The sequence below is a fragment of the Cohaesibacter intestini genome (genome assembly GCF_003324485.1).
GTDB lineage: Bacteria > Pseudomonadota > Alphaproteobacteria > Rhizobiales > Cohaesibacteraceae > Cohaesibacter > Cohaesibacter intestini.
In genome coordinates, this window is sequence record NZ_QODK01000003.1 from 261980 (window position 1) to 280952 (window position 18973).

18 protein-coding genes are annotated in these 18973 nt (G+C 54.8%); 9 read left to right on the forward strand and 9 right to left on the reverse strand.

The features are described 5' to 3' along the window. Window positions 1–122: 122 nt before the first annotated feature. Window positions 123–932: a TetR/AcrR family transcriptional regulator gene (locus DSD30_RS11930; protein WP_114009918.1), complete on the forward strand. Its 810-nt coding sequence runs from the start codon at window positions 123–125 to the stop codon at window positions 930–932. Window positions 933–1068: 136 nt separating this feature from the next. Here the strand turns inward: DSD30_RS11930 and DSD30_RS11935 are convergent, their stop codons facing one another. Continuing rightward, on the reverse strand, window positions 1069–1410 hold the full coding sequence (locus tag DSD30_RS11935; protein WP_138148717.1) for a hypothetical protein: 342 nt from the start codon (window positions 1408–1410) through the stop codon (window positions 1069–1071). Window positions 1411–1493: 83 nt separating this feature from the next. On the opposite strand from DSD30_RS11935, the gene fabI reads away from it, so the two are divergent. The 5 genes from fabI (at window position 1494) to ribB (ending at window position 6462) form a co-directional block, all read left to right on the forward strand. Then, complete coding sequence (fabI, locus tag DSD30_RS11940) at window positions 1494–2306, forward strand: enoyl-ACP reductase FabI (protein WP_114009920.1); 813 nt, start codon at window positions 1494–1496, stop codon at window positions 2304–2306. 193 nt (window positions 2307–2499) lie between these two features. Further along, window positions 2500–3096 (forward strand): histidine phosphatase family protein, encoded by a 597-nt coding sequence (locus DSD30_RS11945; protein WP_245418457.1) that lies wholly within the window; start codon window positions 2500–2502, stop codon window positions 3094–3096. A gap of 246 nt (window positions 3097–3342) precedes the next feature. After that, window positions 3343–3870 (forward strand): hypothetical protein, encoded by a 528-nt coding sequence (locus tag DSD30_RS11950; RefSeq protein ID WP_138148715.1) that lies wholly within the window; start codon window positions 3343–3345, stop codon window positions 3868–3870. A gap of 244 nt (window positions 3871–4114) precedes the next feature. Continuing rightward, window positions 4115–5203: a chorismate synthase gene (aroC, locus tag DSD30_RS11955; RefSeq protein ID WP_114009923.1), complete on the forward strand. Its 1089-nt coding sequence runs from the start codon at window positions 4115–4117 to the stop codon at window positions 5201–5203. Window positions 5204–5358: 155 nt separating this feature from the next. Beyond that, complete coding sequence (gene ribB, locus DSD30_RS11960; RefSeq protein ID WP_114009924.1) at window positions 5359–6462, forward strand: 3,4-dihydroxy-2-butanone-4-phosphate synthase; 1104 nt, start codon at window positions 5359–5361, stop codon at window positions 6460–6462. 101 nt (window positions 6463–6563) lie between these two features. Here ribB and DSD30_RS11965 read toward each other — a convergent pair whose 3' ends face one another. Both DSD30_RS11965 and DSD30_RS11970 read right to left on the reverse strand, forming a co-directional pair. Continuing rightward, a complete protein-coding gene (locus DSD30_RS11965) occupies window positions 6564–8648 on the reverse strand; it encodes a tyrosine/phenylalanine carboxypeptidase domain-containing protein (protein WP_114009925.1) in 2085 nt (694 codons plus the stop codon). Then, complete coding sequence (locus DSD30_RS11970) at window positions 8629–9684, reverse strand: glutathione synthetase (protein ID WP_198662930.1); 1056 nt, start codon at window positions 9682–9684, stop codon at window positions 8629–8631. Before DSD30_RS11970 ends, DSD30_RS11965 begins: the two co-directional genes overlap by 20 nt. A gap of 587 nt (window positions 9685–10271) precedes the next feature. Between DSD30_RS11970 and DSD30_RS11975 the strand changes: the two genes are divergently transcribed. Beyond that, window positions 10272–11663 carry a DUF418 domain-containing protein gene (locus DSD30_RS11975; protein ID WP_157967677.1) on the forward strand — a complete coding sequence of 464 codons (1392 nt, stop codon included), beginning with the start codon at window positions 10272–10274 and terminating at the stop codon, window positions 11661–11663. Between the two features lie 3 nt (window positions 11664–11666). Here the strand turns inward: DSD30_RS11975 and DSD30_RS11980 are convergent, their stop codons facing one another. From DSD30_RS11980 to DSD30_RS12000, 5 genes are all read right to left on the reverse strand, one after another. Next, on the reverse strand, window positions 11667–12332 hold the full coding sequence (locus DSD30_RS11980; protein WP_198662931.1) for a trimeric intracellular cation channel family protein: 666 nt from the start codon (window positions 12330–12332) through the stop codon (window positions 11667–11669). Between the two features lie 5 nt (window positions 12333–12337). Further along, window positions 12338–13075 carry a ceramidase domain-containing protein gene (locus DSD30_RS11985; RefSeq protein ID WP_114009929.1) on the reverse strand — a complete coding sequence of 246 codons (738 nt, stop codon included), beginning with the start codon at window positions 13073–13075 and terminating at the stop codon, window positions 12338–12340. Window positions 13076–14045: 970 nt separating this feature from the next. Beyond that, on the reverse strand, window positions 14046–14615 hold the full coding sequence (locus tag DSD30_RS11990; protein WP_114009930.1) for a DUF6691 family protein: 570 nt from the start codon (window positions 14613–14615) through the stop codon (window positions 14046–14048). 3 nt (window positions 14616–14618) lie between these two features. After that, complete coding sequence (locus tag DSD30_RS11995; protein WP_114009931.1) at window positions 14619–15179, reverse strand: YeeE/YedE thiosulfate transporter family protein; 561 nt, start codon at window positions 15177–15179, stop codon at window positions 14619–14621. Window positions 15180–15529: 350 nt separating this feature from the next. After that, the gene (locus tag DSD30_RS12000) at window positions 15530–16054 is read right to left on the reverse strand and encodes a hypothetical protein (protein WP_245418458.1); all 525 of its coding nucleotides are present in this window, start codon (window positions 16052–16054) and stop codon (window positions 15530–15532) included. A gap of 239 nt (window positions 16055–16293) precedes the next feature. Here DSD30_RS12000 and DSD30_RS12005 point away from each other — a divergent pair, with 239 nt between their 5' ends. Continuing rightward, on the forward strand, window positions 16294–17019 hold the full coding sequence (locus DSD30_RS12005) for a response regulator (protein WP_114010415.1): 726 nt from the start codon (window positions 16294–16296) through the stop codon (window positions 17017–17019). Next, on the forward strand, window positions 17016–18422 hold the full coding sequence (locus DSD30_RS12010; protein WP_114009932.1) for an ATP-binding protein: 1407 nt from the start codon (window positions 17016–17018) through the stop codon (window positions 18420–18422). The genes DSD30_RS12005 and DSD30_RS12010 overlap by 4 nt, the downstream gene beginning before the upstream one ends. Window positions 18423–18436: 14 nt before the next feature. Here DSD30_RS12010 and DSD30_RS12015 read toward each other — a convergent pair whose 3' ends face one another. Then, window positions 18437–18904, reverse strand: coding sequence for an Lrp/AsnC family transcriptional regulator (locus DSD30_RS12015; RefSeq protein WP_114009933.1), 468 nt, complete (start codon window positions 18902–18904; stop codon window positions 18437–18439). Window positions 18905–18973 lie beyond the last annotated feature (69 nt).

An 18973-nucleotide genomic window follows, 5' to 3' on the forward strand; every position in this document is an offset into this window, starting at 1 on the left:
AATCACTTATGACCAATATGATGAAGTGGGCAACCCGCAATTGTTCGATAGTGGAAAACCCTTATGAGTGTAATCGATTTTGACCCAGTTACGCACAGAAGGACGCGTAATTTGTTCTACAAATGATGCGATTATTACCAAATTTAGACGGATTGGTACGAAAAGTTGGAAAAGTTGCCAAGATTGTCTATACAATTGCGTTGCACAATATAACTGCATCACAGCAAGGGGACAGCTGGATGCCTACATTAGGTATATCAAATCGAAAGAGGCCTGTTCAGCGTATGAACAGTGCTCATCGACAGGTGGAAATTGTCAATGCGGCCTTTGACTGCATCGCGACAACTGGCCATTTGTCACTCTCAACAACGGAACTGGCTTACAAGGTTGGCATTTCTCAGCCTGCCATTTTCCGTCACTTCCGTTCGAAACAGCAACTTCATCAGGCTATTCTGGACGAAGCCAATAAGCGTGTGATCGAGGACTTGAAAAGCCTGATCGGTCATTCCGAACGTTGGAATGATCCATACGATCTCTTGCAGGATGTCGTCGTTCAAATGGGCGTTGGTTTTGAACGCGCTCCGGGCGTCTGGCTCACATTGATCTGCCAACGCAGCATTGCTGCGGAAGCCGAGATTGCCAGCGAAGAACGGCGACCGACTGGCAACAAATGCGCCATCACGCAGCTGTCTTTCGCCCTGCAGCGCCTTTGCAATGCGGCCATTGAAAACAAGCAGCTTGTTGCTTCCACACAGCCGGAAATCATGAGCAATACGTTCATTTCTTTGCTGTTTGGTATCGGTCAGCTGTGGCTCAACAACGGATGTGACTTCAACATCAAGGAGCATCTGGAATTGTCGGTAAAGGGCATTCTTGCGGGCCATATGGTAAAGTTGGAAAGCCCAGAGCGCCGGATGTCAGCGATCGCTTGATATCTTCGCGAAGGGGGCGACTTTACCCAAGTGAAGTTGGCTTAAGATCTCAAAAGCCGGGTGCAGGCCGCACCCGGCTTTATTGCGTTTGTGGCTGCGTTCTCCCTCGCTTTCATCGCTGCTGAGACGAAGTGTTTCACTTGTCTATTTCCTGTCCCTCCCAATTTAAGGGCAGTTGCCAAACCTGTTTCACGGACCAGTCGATTGTCTCGTTCCTTTGCCTTTTTTGTGGCTCGACCATGACGCGGTTAAGAAACTGTAACAAAGATTGAGCATAGCTCTTCATCGGCTGTCCATTTTGGCATTGCTTTTTCGGCATCACATGATGGATAAAAGCCGGACTAAAGGCGAAGTGGTTCACACCGGAATCATCCAGCGCAGCTCCTTCTTTCAGAAAACTGCGTATCTCGCACACATTACCAAGGTGACTTGACCTTGAGCACTGCGCCCGTGCTGTTGCAGCTTTGGCGTGTCTCAAGTTTGGTGTCATTCCATCAGTGGCAACAAATGCGCCACGCCGATGCGACTGAACCGCTCGCATATGACGTTAAGAGGATTTCTATGTCTGATATACCGCAATTGATGAAGGGTAAGCGCGGCCTGATCATGGGCGTCGCCAACAATCGCTCCATTGCCTGGGGCATTGCCAAGGCCTGCAAGGACGCCGGTGCCGAACTGGCCTTCACCTATCAGGGTGATGCGCTGAAAAAGCGCGTGGAGCCGCTCGCCGATCAATTGGGCGCCTTTATGGCTGGGCATTGTGACGTGACGGACGCCGCTTCCATTGATGCCGTTTTTGAATCGATTGAAAAAGAATGGGGCAAGCTGGACTTTGTCGTGCATTGCATCGCCTATGCGGACAAGGAAGAGCTGTCTGGTCGCTATGTCGACACGTCACCTGAGAATTTCTCAAAATCCTTGTTCATTTCCTGCTACTCCTTCACCGCCATCGCCCAGCGGGCCGAGAAGTTGATGACGGATGGCGGCTCGATGCTCACCCTGACCTATTATGGTGCTGAGCGTGTGATGCCACACTATAACGTCATGGGTGTCGCAAAATCCGCGCTGGAAACCTCCGTGCGCTACCTGGCCGAAGACCTTGGCAAGCAGAATATCCGCGTCAATGCCATTTCCGCAGGCCCGATCAAGACCCTGGCCGCATCGGGCATTGGTGATTTCCGCTATATTCTGAAATGGAACGAATATAACTCTCCTCTGCGTCGCACCGTCACGATTGAGGAAGTGGGGGATTCCGCAGTCTATTTCCTGTCGGACTATTCCCGTGGTGTGACCGGCGAAGTGCATCACGTCGATTCCGGCTACCATATTGTCGGCATGAAGGCTGTTGACGCACCGGATATCACCACCGGCTGACGGAAAAATGATATCCTGCCCGCCATAGCTTGCCAGCTGGCATGCATGGGCAAGGGATGAGAAACGAAATGACCCGTGGTCACGGCAAACTGCCTGTTGACCACGGGTCTTTTTTTTGGCCTAAAGTGGGGCGCGCTTAACCGGCAGACGAAAGACATGCCGGGATCCGTTCTTGTTGATGCTAGGAGAGACGATGTCCATCCCGCCACTCTATTTCATCCGCCATGGTCAAACCGACTGGAACGCACAATATCGCTTTCAGGGCCAGCGAGATATTCCGTTGAATGAGAAGGGACGGGGCGAAGCGCGTCGAAACGGCAAGCGTCTGTCCGAACTGGTATCCGACCCCAGTGCCATGGCGCTCTATTGCAGCCCGATGACCCGCACCCGCCAAACGCTGGAAGGCATCCTTGAAGCCGCTGGTTGGCAGGATCTTGCCTGGGCTAACAGTGCGGTTTTTGATCCAAGGCTTGTCGAAATCACCTTTGGTGACTGGGAAGGGTGGACCAAGCAGGAAATCAAGAAAAACGATCCGGTCAATTACAAGGCTCGCGCCAAGGATAAATGGTCTACTTGCCCTCCCAACGGCGAAAGCTATGCCCAATTGTCTGACCGCATTCGTCCATGGCTGGAAACCCTGACCGGCCCCTCGATCGTCGTTGCCCACGGGGGAACGTTTCGGGTTTTGCGCCAGATTCTGGAAAATATTCCCATCAATGAAGCTCCGCTGCTCGAAGTGCCTCAGGACAAGGTCTATTGTTGGACCGGCAGCGAGGCAACGTGGCAGTGAGGCCTTATGGCGACGGGTGACCGGTGGCGCCTTTTGCCTACAATTTTAGTCAAATTCTCTGCAAATTCTCTGCAAATTCAGGGCAAATTTGCCACAAACCTCACGTTTCTTTCTGACGAAAGTGAAAGATTCCTCTGCTAGGTTGCCGATTGCGAAACCAGCGATGACTGTGCGGCGCTGGGTCAATAAATCCGTTGACCCATCAAAGAGGACGGTGCGCCGTTCAGCAGAAAAGGGGATTGGACAATGAGAGTTTGGAGCAAAAGTCTTGCCATGGTGGCCTTTGGCTTTCTCTTCATGTGGGCTGGGCCCGGCAACGCCACGGGGGGCGTGCTGAAGGCATTCGAGAACCGCAATTTCTACTGCAAGGGTGGCAATGAATCCGCAGGCCACTATTATCGTTTCAGCGTGCATGGCAGCAGCATTGAGCGGATTGACTATCGCTTTCCAGACAAAAAGGTTCGGTTTGAAATCGGTCAGGCCACCAAGGGCCAGTTGGACAGCAAATGGAGCTTCGAAACCCTGAGTGAAGTCAGAGGCGACCGGATGCATCTGTATGAGCGCGTGTCGCTGCGGGATCCAAAAGAAAGCAAACATGTCTACCGTACCTATGAGATGTATAGTCGTGGCAACCAGATGTTCATGGTGCTCTATGACGGCGTCAATGGTGCGCGGGACTGGAAAATTCGCATGACACGGACCTGCGGTTACCTGCGTGGTAACCGCATCGTCCAGAATGGCAACCGCTACTGGTCCACCACCTTCACGAAATAACGAACCCCAAAGGGAAGGTCGACGCGGTGCTTGCCCGATGGCGGCAAGAACACCTTGGGCGTTGGTTTTTATTTCCCCTGATATGTCAGGTTCAAGAGCCAGCAATGGCGAAAGTCGGTCAACTGATGATTTGACCTTTGCGCCACCGCTCTTTAATACATCCGTCAGCAGAACTTATGAAAAGCGTCGAGCAGGGCGTTGCAATCCCCTGTCTTGCGCCTGAATGACGGGAACAAAGCCATCCATGTCGCATAACAGTTTCGGACATCTTTTCCGTGTCACCACCTGGGGCGAAAGCCACGGCCCGGCCATTGGCTGCACCGTTGATGGATGTCCATCCCTGATCGAAGTGACGCGCGAAGAAATCCAGCAGGATCTTGATCGCCGGCGGCCCGGTCAGTCTCGCTACACCACCCAGCGACAGGAAAAGGATCAGGTTGAAATCCTGTCCGGTGTCTTCCCCCATCCGCAGACCGGCGCGCAAGTCACCACGGGCACCTCCATCGGTCTGATCATTCAAAATACCGATCAGCGCTCCAAGGATTATGGCGACATTTCCGAACGCTATCGTCCCGGCCATGCAGACTATACCTATGACGCCAAATATGGCGTGCGTGATTTTCGCGGTGGTGGTCGGTCTTCGGCCCGCGAAACCGCCATGCGCGTCGCTGCAGGGGCGATTGCCCGCAAGGTCGTCCCTCACATCACCATTCGCGGTGCGATGGTCCAGATGGGGCCACACAAGATCAATCGCGACAATTGGGACTGGAGTGAAGTCAATAACAATCCCTTCTTCTGCCCCGATGCTGAGGCAGCAAGCCTCTGGGCTGAGTATCTCGACGGCATCCGCAAGGCAGGCTCCTCCATTGGTGCAGTGATCGAAGTGGTTGCTTCCGGTGTGCCGGTTGGGCTTGGCGCGCCGATCTATGCCAAGCTTGATCAGGATATCGCCTCGGCCATGATGTCGATCAACGCGGTCAAGGGGGTTGAAATCGGCGATGGCTTTGAAACGGCAGCCCTGACCGGTGAAGACAATGCCGATGAAATGCGGATCGGTCCGGACGGCAAGCCGGTCTTCCTGTCCAATCATGCGGGGGGGATTTTGGGGGGCATCTCCAATGGTCAGGACGTGGTCGTACGGTTTGCGATCAAACCGACCAGCTCAATTCTGACGCCAAAACAGTCCATCACCCGCTCCGGAGCAGAAGTGGATGTGAGGACCAAGGGGCGCCACGATCCATGTGTCGGTATCCGTGCCGTGCCTGTTGGAGAAGCCATGCTGGCCATCGTTCTGGCGGATCATACCCTTTTGCATCGTGCCCAACAGGGCTAAGCCTCAACAGGACCGGTCAAACGGGGACGAAGGAGCGTCGGGGGCTTGATAAACAGCGCCCGATCCCTAAATCGGATTTTCCCGCTAGAACAATCGGGACACAAATAAGACGGCCCGCAGAAGCACTATGCCGTCATCAGTTTGGGAGACTAGAAATGTCCAAGATGGAACGCGTCGCGAACGCCATCCGTGCCTTTGAAAAGGGCGAGATGGTGGTTGTCACGGATGATGATGATCGTGAAAATGAAGGTGACCTGATTGTCGCCGCCAGCAAGGTGACTGCTGAACAGATGGCCTTCATCATTCGCCACAGTTCCGGCATCGTCTGCACCCCGATGACGGTGCAGGACGCTGCGCGCCTCAAGCTTGACCCGATGGTGGCGAACAACAATGCCCCCTTGTCGACAGCTTTCACCATCTCCGTTGATTTCAAGCATGGCACCACCACCGGCATTTCCGCTGAGGAACGCTGCACGACGGTGCATGGCCTTGCCAGTGGCAACACCCAGCCTGATGACTTTGTACGCCCGGGCCACATTTTCCCGCTGGTCGCCAAAGATGGTGGGGTGTTGGTGCGCTCCGGTCACACCGAAGCCGCCGTTGATCTGTGCAAGCTGGCCAACCTGCCAGCCGTCGGCGTGATTTCTGAACTGGTCAATGACAATGGCTCCGTCAAACGGGGTCAGCAGGTGCTCGATTTTGCTGAAGAGCATGGCCTGCAACATGTGTCTGTCGCCGATCTCATCGCTTATCGTCAGCGCACTGAGCGTCTGGTAGAGAAGGTGGAAGAGTTCACCATCCAGACCCGCCATGGGGACGCCAAAGCGATTACCTTCAAGGCCCAGTTCGACGATATGGAGCATCTGGCGCTGATCTTTGGTGACATTCGCGACGGCACGGACATTCCGGTGCGCCTGCATCAGGAAAATGTCATCGGCGACGTGTTTGGCAAAACCGATACCCTCGACAACATCGTCGCTCGCTTTGCTTCGGATCGTGGTGTGGTGGTCTATTTGCGTGATGGTTCTCCCGGTGTTGTCACCGGCTCCATGCGCCCGCGGGAAGGCCTGGAACTGGCCGAAGCCGAAGAGCATGTCAGCGCGAAAGGTCGCGACGAAGATTGGCGTGACATCGGTCTGGGCGCTCAAATCCTGACCGAACTCGGCATTTCCTCGATCCGCCTCTTCTCTTCCAAGGAACGCCACTATGTGGGCCTTGAAGGCTTTGGTCTGGAAATCACAGGCACCGAACTGATCTAGGATCAGCACCTGCACTGAGACAACAAAGGGGACGGTTTATCACCGTCCCCTTTGACATTTGAGAGGGGCCTGCTGGTGAGAGGGCCCGCTGACTTTCAGCTCTATACAGCGACCATGGTTTCTGTTTCACGAGGCGGGAAGGCGACAATCGGCGAGACAGACGTCTCGCTTGGCCGGCTCTCATGGCTGCGCAGCGAACTGATCAGGTAATCATGCAGCGGATTGGTCGGCATCGGATTGACCAGAGCGCGGGGCAGGATTGTCGGGCTCTTGGCAATGCCGCGTTTGAGCAGATCGTCGATCCGGTCATAGGTGGCGAAGGATCCCTTGCCGATCAGCAATGGTTCCCAACTCTTGCCAGATCGTGCATGGGCAGCAGCCTTGGCTAGTCCGCGCAAATAGACAAAGTCCTTGGTAAAACCACCTCCACGGAAAACCCGCACAGCGACCATAAAGGCCTGCTCCGGCTTGGCACCGTGATCCTCGGTCAGACATTGCCATGTGCGCACGAAGCTGTAACCATCCAGCAGGCAGCGCACGGCAATCACCCTGAGGGCAAGGGTTTTTAGCCGCATCATGGTCAGGTTGCCCGAGAGATACTCCACCAAAACCGCAAGACCTTCCTGCGCTTCGGTCGAGCCGGACATGCCCAGTCGGAACAGCTCAAGCGGTTGACGACGGGCAATCGCTGCGGTGACCAGATGCAACCCCACCTCATGGTGACACAGGGCACGGGCCGCCCGCTCCGACGATGTGTGGCCCTTGCGCACCAACACCCGATAGCGATTATTCTCAACCATCGCCCCGGCGATGATCCGGTTGGACAACAGCACCTTGGCGTCAAGTTGGTAATAGTCTACCTCATCCTGAATCATCGCCAGGATCTGATGGTCATTCAATTGTCGACCTTTCACTCTTTCTGCATCGGGGATCGCTGCGTGAATGAGAAAGCCTGCATTGGCCATGTCGAACCGGTCCGGCTCGCCATAATAGCGCAAGGAATTATACAGGCAGTCCTTGCTGCCAATCACCGACATCAGGTCGACCTTCATGCTCAGGCTGTTGATGGCATGACGATAAAGGCTCTGCAGGGTTGGGTCTTCAATCTCCTCGAACGGCAGACGAAAGAGCTGTTCCTTGACCAGAAACGGGTCGATATCCAGATGCCGATAGCGGAACTGCGGTTCATAATGACCTTTGCGAGCGAAGAATTTCTTCCGCTCGCTGTCCAGATTGACCGGGTTGATATAGAGCAGCGGATCCAGATTGCCTGCGATCCGGTAAAGTGTCTTGTCCAGCTCCCGCACCCGCTTTGACAGGCCGTTGGCCAAAAGCTCGTGGCGTAGGAACTGGCGGATTTTCGACCGCTTGTTCGCCGCATAGGCAGCGTGCGACGTGATCGAACGGGTCAGCTCCTCCTTCAATGCTTGCACCATCACCGGCCAGGCAGCACCGCTTTTCTCGTCGCAGAAGAATTTGCGCACTTCCAGCGGTACACACAGCACCAGATTGGAATGGGCTCGGCAGAAGCTGGCGAGATAGCCGCGCCCCTCAAACACTTCATCAATGCCAACCCGGATCGGTTCGGTTCCGACTTCACTCTTTTCGAGTTGGCGCGCCAGATACTGGATCGATGCCCGATGCCGCCGCATGTCGACCTGAGCGGTGCCAATATTGAAGGCTGGCGCAGCAGAACCGCCCCGCCGTTCGCCATTATAGGAATGGAGATCATAGACGACACAGCCCCCATGACGCCGCGAAAGCGCGGACAAGACCGCTGCCACCATGTCATAAAAGCGGGTATGCTTGGCAAGCGAACGCTCGACCAAAACGTCCGGCAGGCTGTCCTTCCAGACCACCTTGCCCCAAGCCGTGCCATAAATGGCCTGATCGGGCGCGCGGTTGAGGTCATATTCATAGCGGCTGTCGAGCCCGACAATCCGTGTCGGCAAGGCCGAAATCAGCTCTGCCGTGTGCGGGTCCTCTTCATAAATCCGCTCTGCTTCGTCCAGATTGCAATGGGCTTCCAGATCCGCAGAAAAGCTGTGACCATCATGGATGGCGGTGCAGAGATACGGCATCGATGGGTCGAAATGCAGCTCGAAGCAGCCCTCCTGCTCCCGTGCCTGAAAGGGGTCCCCCGCCTCGATTTTGGCGAGGATCGCATCAAGACTCAGTGACTGCATCTTCGATCAACCTTTGATATTGCGAGCGGCGCGCCATCAGGACTTCCCGCGTGGCGATGACCGATTCCACGAAATCGATGACTTTGACCTGCAAGCGCGTGCGATTCAGCTTGTTGATGCGGACGATGCCGCCCGGACTGAGGACATTCACCTCGATCAGCTTGCCGCCGATAATGTCGAGCCCGACAAAGAACAGCCCGTCCCGCACGAGCTTGTGCCCGATATGCTTGCAAAGCGCCTTTTCTTCCTTGTTCAGAACATGTTTGACCGCTTTGCCACCCTGATGAATGTTGGAACGCAGGTCCCCGTCTGCGGGCACGCGGCGCATGGCGCCAATCGGCTCACCATTCAGCATCATCACCCGGACGTCCCCCTGTTCGGCTCCGGGGACGAATTCCTGCAGGATCACATATTGATCATTGCTGGCACCAAGATAGAAATCGAGCAGCGAGCGGAAGCTGGCGCGTGATCCTTTCTCGACAATGATCACCCCTTGACCGCCATAGCCGCGCAAGGGCTTGAGGATCATCCTGTCCCCTTCGGATTCCGCCAGCACGCGCTCCAGATAGTCCCTGTTCTTGGACACATGGGTGACGGGGACGAAATTGTTCGCCGGATCATAGAGTGAAGCGGTGTAGATCTTGCTGCTCGCCAGTCGCAAGCCGTTGACATCATTGCAGATAAAGACATCCTCCTTGACTGCGTCAAGGAAGTTCAGCACCGTCGGATCAAGCGGTGGATTGGCGCGCATGAAGATGGTGTCAAAGCCTGCCAGTGGCAGCATTTTCTTGGTCAGAACAGCTTGTTTGTAGAAATGCACCGCAGTTTTCGGGGTGCCGTTGCAGCGGATCACCTGACAAAAGCCATAGGCTTCGGTATCGCGCAGCGTCAGGCTGGTCTGGGTCGCCATTGTCACGATATGGCCGCGCTGCCACGCCTCGAAAATCAGGCGAAGAGTCGTGTCCGTTTCCGGCTCGATCTGCTCCCACGGATACATGAGAAAGCAGATTTTCATTGGACGAGAGAGAGTTGTCACCGTTGGTGATCCTGACATCAAGGCAGCGCCTCTGAGATCCATGCTCAAGGCCTGCTTGCAGTTAAGAAGACGGGCGGCTTCTCGCTCTTCTGTGAGCGGAAAATCAAGGCACGCCCTCGATAAAGGTTCGCCATCCTAGTGGAGCCAAGGGGCAATCGCTATATAGAAAATGAGACCTCAACTTGTAAAGTGTGGATATTGGAAGAAGTGATGAAGTGTTCATTCTGGTTCATTATGGATTCTGTGGGTAATATTTAATTTTTATTGCGAAATTCGATATTTTAGATCCAATGGTAAGTTCAGGTTTTGCAATCGCCTGTCCGGGTTTCTCGTGCTGCCCCGGATGATCAAGCTGCAGTCGACCCTCGGAGACATTTTGGAAATGATCCTTCCAAGTGACGGTTCGGCATCGTGTCGACGCGCGTCAGCGCGTGCGCGATTCCGTGTGCCGGTCGTGCCGGGTTTCTCCCTAACTCCATCGATGAGGCTTTCCGATCATGACGGAAACACATGCCGAAGCACAACCTTTGCAAGGTACTAATATACTGAATTGTAATAATAAAAATAGATATCTTGGAATGGATGCCGTGCGTGGATTCGCGGTCTGTGGTATCCTGATGCGCAACATATTTGCCTTTGCAATTCCACCCTACGCTTATTCTTTTCCAACCATCTGGAACAGTGGCGAATATCGCGACATTCTCAGCTGGGCCTTTGTTGAGGTGTTTGTCGACGGGGTGATGCGCGCGCTGTTTGCCTTGTTGTTCGGTGCAGCGGCCATGTTGGTGTTCTCAAGTATTGATAAAGTAAATGTAGAGAAGATTGATTTATACTTCCGTCGCTCCATGTGGCTCATGGCGTTCGGGCTTGTGCATTCCTTTCTGTTGCTCTGCTCATTTGACATTCTGTTTATTTACGGATTGTTGGGCCTGTTTCTCTTTCCATTTCGAAATATGTCGCCAAAAGCCCTGTTAGGCATCGCAGTCGCAGGGATGGTGGTCTCCGCAACTATGCTTAATCTGCAGAATGGCGATCTTTTTACTGCCAGCCCGACGCAGAATGAGAGCGTTGAAAGCGCACTCAATGAAGCCGAAAATGCGACCGAGCAATCCCCTGGTGACATTGGCGCAAACTCTGGAGCCGAGACCGACGGTCAAGCAGCGCCTACCGCGCCACAGGCGGCTCAACCGGATGCAAATCAGCCAGAGCCAAGCCAGCCCGAGAGCAATACCGAAACCAACGAGGAACTGCTGACTGGCTATTTGGGTACGATCTGGGCCGGTGAGGTTGACGAAATGCAACAGGGTTACGGCGTGATCATGCGCAACTTGTCTCAGACCAGCCTTGCAAACTACTCATCCGAGTTGCTGACCAACCATTTCACGGATATTGGCATCCTGTTTTTCATCGGCATGGCCTTCTTCAAGCTTGGCATCATCACCGGGCAGAAATCGCTATCCTTCTATCTCAGCCTCTGTTTGGGAGGCTATGCCGTCGGATTGCTGGTCAATGGCTTTGAGACCTTCTCCGATCTGCTGCAGGTCACTTTGAGCCTTGAGGCACCGCTTTGGACCAATTTCAGCTATGATGTGGGCCGGATCGCCATGGCAATGGGTCATCTGGGGCTGATCATGACCTTGTCCAAGGTGCGTCTGTTCAATCTGGTCACCCGCCTGTTTGCCGCCGCGGGCCGCATGGCACTGACCAACTACATGATGCAGACAATCATCTGCACCAGTTTGTTCTTTGGCTATGGGCTGGGGCTATATGGCCAAATGGGACATTTTGATCTGCTCATGATGGCCTTTGGCATTGCCTTCGCGCAGCTGATTTTCTCTGCCATCTACCTCAGATACTTCCGCCTTGGTCCGGCGGAATGGCTCTGGCGTCGCCTGTCCAAGGGCAAGGCAAAGCCTGCAAAGGATGCTGTGTCCAAGCGCAAGGCAGACGACAATCCGATAGCGGTGCAAACTGCCTGAGGGTCATTCATGGCGTTCAAACATCTGCGGTGGCGCTTCTCCGGCGTTGCCGCGGATGTTGAACTTGTAGCGGATCGCAACACCGCGCAGGATCAGCGCTGCACTCATGCCCACAAGGGCACTGACCGAGCGATCCATGTCAAACTGCTGCAGGATCACATAGAGGGTCGATCCCAGCATGGCCGCCGTGGCGTAGATTTCTTGACGCAGCACCAGTGGCACCACATTGCAAAGAATATCCCGTACCAATCCACCGAACGTCGCGGTGATCATGCCCATCATGATGCAAATGACCGGATGCAATCCCATTTCCACCGTCAGGGCGGCGCCGGTGATGCAAAAAACCGACATGCCGATCGCGTCGATCCAGTTGAAAATCTGTCGCTGCTCCCAGCCGATCCGCTGAATGCCGTAAGCGGTCAGCGCGGAAGGCAGAATGATGGCCAGAGGCATCGGATCCACCACCCAATTGACCGGCACCGAGCCGATCAGGATGTCGCGCAGGGTGCCGCCACCGGCCGCTGTGACAAACCCCACCATCAACACACCAAACAGGTCCATCTCGGCCTGAATGGCTCTGAGGCCCCCAGACATCGCGAAAACGATGATACCGGCATAGAAAAAGACCGGGGCGATATTGTCGAATATGAAGGCGGGGCTCGGGATCATGGGCGTCAAATGTGTTTGGAGGTGGTAGAAGCGGTTGGTGCTGCTCTGCCATGGCGCACCAGTGCTTGCAGCAGAAATCCGATGAACAGGCCATTGAGGCTGTGCCATAGAAAGTGCGTCCCAAGAGGAAGCGCATCACAGACCATCATGTCAATGGTCCGGAAGAAAATAGAGGTGGTGAAAGTCACCGCAGCGGCCAAAATCCAACCCATGGCCGGGTGACGCCGGATCAGCATAACCAGTGCAAAACCGTAAAGGGCGATCATCCCCGGCAGATATTGCGTTGAACCATTCAGCCCGTCGCTGCTGGCCTCGGTCCCGTCGGATGCCAGCAGAACCGTGGAAACCAGCCAGAGGGTCGCGGCAATGGACACAAGTGTGATTCCATAAACCCGAACCGCCCGCCAAAACGGCAATCCGACAATCCGGTACATCGACAAAAACAGATAATAAGCAACGAAAGTCCAGATCGGGATCACATCGGCAAGGGACGACCAGACCGTGGCGTGGGTGTGGAACAGATAGGAGCCAATGCCGATCAGACCTGCCATGACAATTGCAACCAGAACAAGCATGTCCGGACCGCCGGTTGGGCCTTGTTCAGCCTTGATCTTGCGATAGGTCCAATAGGCCCACAGCGCAGCAAGGACAAAGGACAGATTGGTCAGGGCATTGATCGGCTCTGACCAATAGCTCGCATCGGTGCGTTCGCAATAGATGTCGACAGAACTGAGCATATTCATGGGGATGTCCAAAACCTCGGATAAGGGGGATTGTCAGAAGAAGGTTAACACGCTCTTAATCGGTTAACTGAGTAACAAATAACAAAGAAATTTCAACGTCGTTTCAAATGCCCTGATCACTCTTTGTTCCATCTAGGCATTCAAAGGTAAAAAAGCGACTCGTTTGTTTGATTTTTGTTCTGTCTATGTCTCGACAACCATTAAATGGATCAAACCAGTTTTACCCGCTTGATTCAGGTTACTACATATTGGTCACCAATATATCGAACAAATGACAAATTCTCCCAATGGCGGGAATGTGGGAAAAGGGGACTTGTCCGGCGTTGTTTTTGGACTGCTGCGCAAAATCAATCAGTGGTTGCCCGGTGACCGATACCCTTTGATACATTTCGATAGGCTGAGATTACACTTCGCCTTTTTCTGTCGACATTTGATCGCCATTCTCTGAGCATCGGACGAAGCAACAAAGGGAGAGCAGGGCCCTTGCCGGACAATGCGAAATTGGCCAAGAAGCGGACCTGCCTCCCGAGGCAACGCCTGAAAAGGGAAAATCTGATCCGGCATATTGAAATTGCCGTAATAAAGCCTAAATGACCGATTAGGTCATGGTTAAGACACGTTAGAGATAGAATCCAGTCACTTTGACCCGTTGGGACGCCCGTTGTGGCGAAGAATTATTTGGGGGCAGACATGCGCACGATGCTTTTTTTGACCGCTCTTTCAGCTCTTTTTGATCACACCATCTCGGCACTGGCTGCCTTGAAGGACCGTTGTTCCTGCGAATAGGATCATGCATGCGGATTGTTGGCGCGCCTCGCAGACGGCGATGCGCTGCCCTTTGACGCGCCTGAATGGCGTGTGACTCCTGCCATTTGCAGCCTGTTTCACAGCAAGACGAGCACAAAAAAGCCCGGCATAGGCCGGGCTTTTGCGTTTGTTTTTGGGCGTCTGATTATTGGGCGCTATGGCGTTAGCCTTTTCCGAACAGTTTGGCAGGAGCCAGCGCTGCAATGGCAATGAAGGCAATGCCAAGTCCAATGCCGATCACTTCACCCGACAAGCCGCCAATCAGGAATGGATAGTCGGTGTCCGTCACCATCCCCAACGTGGCCTTGCCGCCTGCAATTTTGTCCAGCAGGCCCGTGGCTTTGACGCCGCTATAGGCCAGCATATAGGCCGCTGCACCAAACAGGCCGCCAAGCACGAAGAACAGCGCGTCCTTGCGCCCGGTTGCGGCCGCGGTGACGCTGGTGCCCGGACAATAGCCTGCAATCGCAAAGCCTGCCCCAAGCAGCAAGCCGCCAACAAACACCCCGCTATAGGCATCCTTGACCGATAGGTGACCGGGATCGACCAGACCTGCCAGAATGCCGGCAAACATCAGCACCGACGATGTGCCGATTGCCAGCATGATCGTTTTGAGCAAATGCAGGTTCGACAGGTTGAGCATGCGAATGATATAGCCCGGATTGGTCGCGCCGATCCGGTCAAGGGTGAAGCCAAACAAGCCGCCAATGACGAGTGCGAGGAAAATGGCCATGGATCAGTTCCCCTTTTTAAAGACGAAGAGAGCAATCGGGAAGGCGGCAAGAAAAGCACCCGCGGTGAAAATATAGCCCGACAGAGCGGTCTGCATCATGCCGCTCATCATGTGTCCCGACGTACAGCCGCCAGCCAGACGCGCCCCAAACAGCACCAGAAAACCGGCAATGAAGGCCCAGACATAGCGTTTGGTGGTCGATGAGCCGAAATTCTCCCGCCAGACTTCTGGCATTTCCCGCTCCTCAGCCGACACGCCGCCACGAAGGAATGCGGACAGAGCGGCGCCACCAACCATCGCCAGAACGAATATGAAGCTGTAATTCATCGGTTCGGCGACATTCTTGGCATATTTGCCGCCGCTCTTGTTCAAATAGGCGTTCGGGCTCGCATAGCCGCTCTTGGCGGTTTCATCGACCACCACAATTGCCGGATTGACGGCATCCCACAAGATGCCATCAAGGATGACGAACTGTGTCGAAACCCCAATGGGCTTGACCAGCAGGACCGCGAGAAAGAACACGCCCCCCAGCAAGAGCCCACCCACTTTCCAGTTGAGAACCATCTCACACCTCCGAATATTTCTGGCGCCCTTCACCCATCCATAGAGGAAGACACGCCAAACCAACCTTTGTCAGCGGAGCATCAATAGGCGTCCGTCCGATCTTATTTTAGTATTTTCTACTATTCGAAAATAAAGAATTTAACCCTGTTGGCAAGGAGAATATGGTCGCAAGTGCAAAGGAATGGGGAAGAAGCGTGCGAACGTGACAGACTGACCGGAAAGAAAAGGAGCTCAGGGACGCAAACGCCTAGCTGGGATGCCGTGCGCCGATTGGTCCGTGAGCCCCTATAAAAGAATGGCAACATGATCAACACCAGATTGCTGCCCGTAGGAAATGCGAAAGAGCGGTGTCAGGCTGAATAGTTGAACAGAAATGAAGACTCGCCCGAGACACTGCCCGAGGAGGCATAACTCGTCGCCGATTGCTCCTGAAGATTCTGCAGAAACTGTTCGAGCATCGCATTGGTGTCGCTCTCTTCGGAGTTGCTTCCGCTCGGAGGAGGGCCGCCAGCGCCGGGGCCACCAGGTCCACCCGGAGGCGGGCCGCCTTGCGGAGCAGCGGCCTGAACGCTTTCGAACACGTCACTGAGGGTTTCTGCCTGCTCCTCCGTCAGCGTCCCGGCTTCGACCTGTTCGCTGATCAGGCTGTCGATTTTCTCGCTGATTTCGTCCCCTGTTGGAGGGGTTGAGCCGCTTTCGGGGCGCGAGCTGTGCAGTTCATTGCCAATTTCATAGACAGCGCTTTGAAGCGCTACCTTGTCCTCGGAGCTGATTTCACCGCTTTCGGCCATCGACTGCAGCTCTTGTCCGATTTGTGCTCCCGGACCCATGGGCTGCATGCCGCCATAGGCCTGAGGGCCTCCAATTGCAAACATGCTATCCTTCCTTTCCGGTCTGGCGAGACTGATTCTCTCCCAGACCCAAGTCGCGTTGCTTGTGACAAAACTGACCCTGCGCCCCATTCGTTAACAGCCATTTACCTTAGCATTTCGGGGTGTTTCTCATTGCGTTTGAAGGGCTTCCCAGAAATATCGAGAAACAAAAAAGTCGAAAAATGTGCGTGAAGCAGAGGATCTTCTTTGCTTTTCCGCCAGTGCTGACAGACATTTGCGCCATGCAGAAGAGTGTTCACATCCTGATCATCGAAGATGATTCCGAGATCCAGAAATTGTTGGCCGGGTTACTGGTACGCAATGGCTGGCATGTCTCTCAAGCCACGGACGGGCGCCAGGCCGACGCCATATTGGCCTCCAGCAGGATCGATCTGGTGCTGCTCGATATCATGCTGCCCGGCGAGGATGGCTTGAGCATCTGTGCCCGGTTGAGGGCGATCTCGACGATGCCAATCCTCATTCTCTCGGCCAAGGGCGATGACATTGACCGGGTGGTGGGACTGGAAATGGGGGCGGATGACTATCTTTCCAAACCGTTCAATCCCCGCGAACTGGAAGCCCGGATCAAGGCCTTGCTGCGGCGCAGCCGCATGGCCCAGAAAGAAAGCTGGCTGAAGGCAACCATCCTCTATTTCGCTGGCTGTTGGCAACTCGATGTGCGCAAACGCGAACTGTATGACAATGACGGCGTACAGACCTATCTCACTCCGGCGGAGTTTGATTTGCTGCGGGTTTTTTGCGAACGCCCCGGCATCACTCTGAGCCGGGAACAGTTGATCGAGCTGACGCAGGGCCGCAAGGTGGTTAGCGCTGAACGCTCGATCGATATTCTTATTTCGCGCTTGCGACGCAAACTCGAACGCGGGGAAAAAGCCGAAAAGCTGATCCATACGGTGCGCTCGGGCGGCTATGAGTTCATTGCCACGGTCAGCGAGATCCCGCAATGAGCCTGTCCCTTCACCGTTGGCGTTTCTTTCTCAACTCAATTGCCGGACAATTGATGTTGCTGCTGTTGCTGGCCACCGGTTTGCTGGTAGCCGGTACGATCATACTGTTGCAACTCGTCTTCGAAGAGCGCACGCCGCCGCCGGTGATTATTTTCGTCGAGCGGCAACTGGTCATGGCGGACATGCTGCGGCGACAGCCACCCGAGGACCAGGTGGCTTTGTTGCAGGAATTGTCTGACGACCACAAAAGCATCATCTACCGATGGGAAGAGACCGGCTTCACCCTGCCAGAAGGGCTCGCATGGGGGACGAGAATGGGCCCGAAGCATCCCCCGGCATCGCGCGGAACCGAGCCGTCGGTGGCGGCCAGAAGCCCGAATTCCGAAAGACCTGTCGGGGGACCGATGATGCAAACTAGCCACATCCCCTTTGCCCCCCGGATTGAAACGATCGACAAGCAGCATCTCAAGGTTACCCTGTATTTCAAGTTGCCGGATGGGCGGATCTTCAGCATATCGACGCGGATCGAGCATCGCCCGCCAATCCGCTATCCGATCATCACCATTCTGGGGGCCGTTGGCATTTGCATGATTCTGCTGATGCTTTGGGCCTTCTTCTTTCTGGTTCGACCGATCCGCCAGATTTCACAAGTTGCAGACCACATCGCTCTGGAAGGGGCGACGCCGCATCGGGCTGAAGTGAGCGGGCCGTCTGAGCTGCGCGGTGCGGCCAAAGCGATGAACCGGATGCAGGATCGCATTCATCAGCTGCTGGAGGATCGCACCCGGATGCTGGCTGCGGTCGGGCATGATTTGCGCACCCCGGTGACCCGCCTGCGCTTGCGCGCGGATCTGGTCAAGCCCGATGACATGCGCGACGCTTTCCTGCGCGATATTCATCAAATGGATGATCAATTGTCCCGCCTTTTGACCTTCTTCAAGGGTGGCCAAAGCCGAGATGATGCCAAGATTCTGGAGCTGTCGAGCCTTGTGGAAAGCCTCGTCGATCAATGGAGCGATGCAGGATATGAAGTCAGTCTGGCTTTGTGTGAGCCTGTTCGGCTGAAGGCGCAATCCGGTGATCTGGCACGGATGATCGACAATCTTATAGACAATGCCATCAAATATGCCGGCCAATGTGCTCTCTCCCTCACCGATGAAGACGACAGTGCCAGTCTTTGCATTATCGACCATGGTCCGGGCATCGGCGACAAGGAGAAGGGGCTGCTGACCGAGCCTTTCGCGCGCGGCGATGAAGCACGCACTCTGGATGAGAAATCCGGCTTCGGCCTTGGCCTTGCCATTGCCCAGCAAGTGGCTGATGCGCACGATGCAGAACTTCTCCTGCGTGACACGGTGGGAGGTGGTCTGACGGTCGAGATCCGCTTTCCCAAAATCAAATAAGGGCAGCTTGGACGCTAGACCTCCAACTTGCCGGTATGCTTGACGGCGCGCAAGGTGAGTGTTGAGTTGACGCGCACCACACCGGGCAGATTGGTCAGGATATCGTGGTGGATGCGCTCCAGATCGGCAGAATCGCGATAGATGATCCGCAGCAGATAGTCATATTGCCCCGCCAGCAGGTAGCAGTCCTGAATGACACTGATCTGTTTGATGGCGCGCTCAAACCGGTCCAGCGTTTCCCGTCCCTGACCATCCAGTGTGACAAACACAAAGGCCGTGCCGGTCATGCCGCAGGCTTTCATGTTTAGCTGCATTGCATATCCGGCAATCAGCCCGCTTTCCTCCAGTTGTCGCACTCGGCGCAAGCAGGCAGACGGAGACAGATTCACCGCTTCGGCCAGTTCGGCATTGCTCAGCCGCCCATTATCTTGAAGCAAATTGAGGATGGAACGGTCGCGTTTATCAAGATCTTTCAAGTTCATGAAATTCACCGAATTTTGAAATTCTTGAAATTTTATTCGAAACAGGGGGCGTATAGCAAGGCAGTTTCG

Bases quoted from the DNA above. Each gene is read 5' to 3' on its own strand.
- DSD30_RS12005 (WP_114010415.1), top strand. From the start codon at position 16,294: ATGCAGAAGAGTGTTCACATCCTGATCATCGAAGATGATTCCGAGATC.
- aroC (WP_114009923.1), top strand. From the start codon at position 4,115: ATGTCGCATAACAGTTTCGGACATCTTTTCCGTGTCACCACCTGGGGC.
- DSD30_RS11950 (WP_138148715.1), top strand. From the start codon at position 3,343: ATGAGAGTTTGGAGCAAAAGTCTTGCCATGGTGGCCTTTGGCTTTCTC.
- DSD30_RS11945 (WP_245418457.1), top strand. From the start codon at position 2,500: ATGTCCATCCCGCCACTCTATTTCATCCGCCATGGTCAAACCGACTGG.
- DSD30_RS11930 (WP_114009918.1), top strand. From the start codon at position 123: ATGATGCGATTATTACCAAATTTAGACGGATTGGTACGAAAAGTTGGA.
- DSD30_RS12010 (WP_114009932.1), top strand. From the start codon at position 17,016: ATGAGCCTGTCCCTTCACCGTTGGCGTTTCTTTCTCAACTCAATTGCC.
- DSD30_RS12000 (WP_245418458.1), bottom strand. From the start codon at position 16,054: ATGTTTGCAATTGGAGGCCCTCAGGCCTATGGCGGCATGCAGCCCATG.
- DSD30_RS11985 (WP_114009929.1), bottom strand. From the start codon at position 13,075: ATGAATATGCTCAGTTCTGTCGACATCTATTGCGAACGCACCGATGCG.
- ribB (WP_114009924.1), top strand. From the start codon at position 5,359: ATGTCCAAGATGGAACGCGTCGCGAACGCCATCCGTGCCTTTGAAAAG.
- DSD30_RS11965 (WP_114009925.1), bottom strand. From the start codon at position 8,648: ATGCAGTCACTGAGTCTTGATGCGATCCTCGCCAAAATCGAGGCGGGG.
- DSD30_RS11995 (WP_114009931.1), bottom strand. From the start codon at position 15,179: ATGGTTCTCAACTGGAAAGTGGGTGGGCTCTTGCTGGGGGGCGTGTTC.
- DSD30_RS11990 (WP_114009930.1), bottom strand. From the start codon at position 14,615: ATGGCCATTTTCCTCGCACTCGTCATTGGCGGCTTGTTTGGCTTCACC.
- DSD30_RS12015 (WP_114009933.1), bottom strand. From the start codon at position 18,904: ATGAACTTGAAAGATCTTGATAAACGCGACCGTTCCATCCTCAATTTG.
- fabI (WP_114009920.1), top strand. From the start codon at position 1,494: ATGTCTGATATACCGCAATTGATGAAGGGTAAGCGCGGCCTGATCATG.
- DSD30_RS11980 (WP_198662931.1), bottom strand. From the start codon at position 12,332: ATGATCCCGAGCCCCGCCTTCATATTCGACAATATCGCCCCGGTCTTT.